The sequence below is a fragment of the Micromonospora sp. SL1-18 genome (genome assembly GCF_047921505.1).
In the GTDB taxonomy this organism is placed as follows: domain Bacteria; phylum Actinomycetota; class Actinomycetes; order Mycobacteriales; family Micromonosporaceae; genus Micromonospora.
Window position 1 is genome coordinate 1 of sequence record NZ_JBLROA010000149.1, and the last position, 2,896, is coordinate 2,896.

Here is a 2,896-nt window from a genome sequence, read left to right on the forward strand (position 1 = left end):
ATAGCCATGCACATCCTCCTCCCCGCGCCCTTGCGGGCCACGCACCGATTTCCGATCGCCCGTTCGGCCGATCGCTGGGAGCAAGTTAGCCGATTGACGTGTGGAACGAAAGGCCAACTTCACCAGACTTTCGTCTACCGTCGCACGTGGATTCACGATGTCCCAGCCACCGGGTTTTCGGCATCAGTAGATGTGGATTCACGGTGGCGGGCACGACGACACGTTGGTCCCCGGGCTGTTGCAGACCGGGGTACGCGGCCGCCGTCTGCCAGCGCCGGCCAGGCCTGACCGAGGACGAACGGGAGCGCCTGGTGGAGGTGCGGCTGCAACGGCAGCCCTCCGGCGGCGGGGGCTGGTGGAGATGTTTCGCGGGCGTCGCTCATCCCAAGTCGAAGGTGTTCGGCAGGCCGAGCCGGTAGCGGACCTCGTCGATGCGCTTGAGCGGTTCCATCTCCGGAGGCCGGTACAGGGTCCAGATCTGGCAGCGTTTGGCACCTGAGCCGTCAGCGTCGAGCAGGGCATTGACGGCCAACCGGGCTGACTCGTTGGCGCCTTCCATCGTGGCGAGGTCGACGTCGGTGCGTACGTAGTCCCCGGCGAGGAAAAAGTTGGGGACGGAGGTGGCCGCGGTGGGACGCTTGTACCAGGTGCCGGTGGGGTGGACGAGAAGCTGTTCACGGTTGCGCGGGTCTGGGCCACCGATGCCGGTGACCGCGGGGTCCATGAACCAGGAGTGCAGATCCGCGTCGTCCAGGACCGTCCTGCCGGTGTCGTTCAGCGCGTCCTTGAGCTGTGCCCACGTCTCCCACACCACCTCCTCCCGGGTGCAGTTCTTGGCAGTCCTGCCGTACAGGATCCCGGCCTTGTCCCATTCGGAGACGCACACCGACAGGCAGTCGACGACCTCGCCGTCCCCGTAGCCGGCGGGAAAGTCCCGGACGTCCCAGAACTGTGCCTGGTTGATGGAGGTGAGCGACCACGGCGAGTCGACGTAATTGGCGTGCCCATGGATGATCGGTACCGGCTTGCGCAGATAGAACTGCACCCCGACCATCCAGTCGGTCCGCAGCCCATCGCACCGGGCCAGCTGCGGGTCGGCGGCGCGCAACGCCTCGCCCCAGGTCGCACGGGCATGTTCGACGGGCAGTGCGGAAACGTAGTAGTCAGCGGTCACGGTACGAGCGGCGCTGCCATCGGGCGCTGCGACGCGTACGCCGGTGATCCGGCCCCCGCCGTAGACCACCTCCTTGACCTCGGTGCCGAGTTCGAAAGCGACGCCGAGCGAGCGCAGATGCGCTACCCACGGGTCGATCCAGGCCTCGCTGGTCGGCGCGTTCAGCACCCGGTCGGGTTGGCCGTCCTGGCCGCGGCCGAGGATGCCCTCGATGACGAACGCCTCGACGACGGTGCGAGCGACCGTTCGGGTGCTGGCCTCCTCCGCCTTCGTGGCGACAAGGTTGCGGGTCAGACCGACCCCCAGCAGCCGCTGGTAGTCGTAGGACATCTGCTCGGCCCGGATGAACTCCCACCACGGGACCTTCTCCCACTGCATGTCCCTGCGCTGGTCGCAGCTGGTGAGGTGGACGAGGAGGCGGTTGGCGAAGTACGCGGCCTCGTGGCCGGGCAGATGGAGTCCGGTGTCCAGCGCAGCCGTGATGGTCTCGCGTAGCGACACAGGGGTGAGCTCGCCGAGATACGGTGGCGCGGTAGCGGTGCGCAGCGGGACATGAAGGTCGGGACGGCCGCCGTTACGGGCGATCAGGGCGTCCGTACCGTCGCGAAGGTTGTCGTGGACGCCGTTCGCGTTCCCCGGGAACGGGATGCGACGCAACGTGTCCGGCAGGTTCCGGTAGAAGCCCGGGAAGAACCGGAACCCGTGCTCGCCGGGCAGCGGCTTGCGGCCGCCGCTGCCGGTGCCGGGTACGTCCATGCTACGGGCCTTGCCGCCGAGCGCCGTGTTGTACTCGTAGACCGTAACGGCGTAGCCGCGTTCGGCAAGCTCGTGCGCTGCACTCAGTCCGGACACACCTCCGCCGAGCACGGCGACGCTGGCACCAGGGGTGGCAGCGGTTCGCGTCCTGGCGGCGGCCGCGACGGGGGCTGTCACGCCCAGGGCGATCGCGCCGGAGATACCTCCTGCGGTGGACAGGAACTGACGCCGCGTGCGCCCGCTAGCCATGACATGACCTCCTTGACTGACCGGCTTCCGTGTATGCGCCAGCCTATGCGCGAAACCCACGAATATCCGCGGACCTGAATGACATTGCGCTGATCAGGGAAGCCAAAGCCGGGCACAAAGGCGGTCACTACGCCCGACGTGCCGCGCGCAACGTCCGTGCCGATGTCACACCGACGATGCCGGGACGCTCTCATACGTGAACACCGGTAACGGGAGGAACCAGCGATGGACGACGACCAGTACCCGGCGACGCGGGACTTCGTGCGCCACCGGGACCTGCTGTTCTCGATCGTGTACAACATCCTCGGCAGTGTCGCGGACACAGAAGACGTGCTGCAGGAGACGTGGCTGGCGTGGGCGAAACGCACGGGCGACGGGCCGGAGGTAGACAACCCCCGCGCGTACCTGGTCCGCGTCGCGGTCAACCAGGCGCTCGCCCGCCGGTCCACAATCGAGCGGCGGCAGGAGACGTACCTTGGCCCATGGCTGCCTGAGCCGCTGGTCGGGTCGCCGGCCGAGGCGCACGAGACGACCGAGTCAGTGTCGTTCGCAATGATGGTGGTGCTGGAGACGTTGACGCCACTGGAACGCGCAGTGTTCGTCCTCAGCGAGGTATTCGGCTATCCCCACACCGAAATCGCCGGGATCCTGGACCGCACGCCCGCGGCGGTACGCCAACTGGCGCACCGGGCCCGCAAACACGTCCAAGCCCGCCCC

Annotated in this window: 2 protein-coding genes; one reads left to right on the top strand and one right to left on the bottom strand. The window is 67.6% G+C overall.

Going from position 1 to position 2,896, the window contains the following annotated elements; genetic code table 11:
* Positions 1–379: 379 nt before the first annotated feature.
* Positions 380–2,179 (bottom strand): FAD-dependent oxidoreductase, encoded by a 1,800-nt coding sequence (locus tag ACNAW0_RS30100; RefSeq protein ID WP_416291427.1) that lies wholly within the window; start codon positions 2,177–2,179, stop codon positions 380–382.
* 225 nt (positions 2,180–2,404) lie between these two features.
* Here ACNAW0_RS30100 and ACNAW0_RS30105 point away from each other — a divergent pair.
* Positions 2,405–2,896: sigma-70 family RNA polymerase sigma factor (locus ACNAW0_RS30105; protein WP_416291428.1), on the top strand; the 492-nt coding region annotated here is incomplete at its 3' end.

Excerpts from the sequence above, each read along its gene's own strand:
- ACNAW0_RS30100 (WP_416291427.1), bottom strand. The coding sequence starts at position 2,179 with ATGGCTAGCGGGCGCACGCGGCGTCAGTTCCTGTCCACCGCAGGAGGT.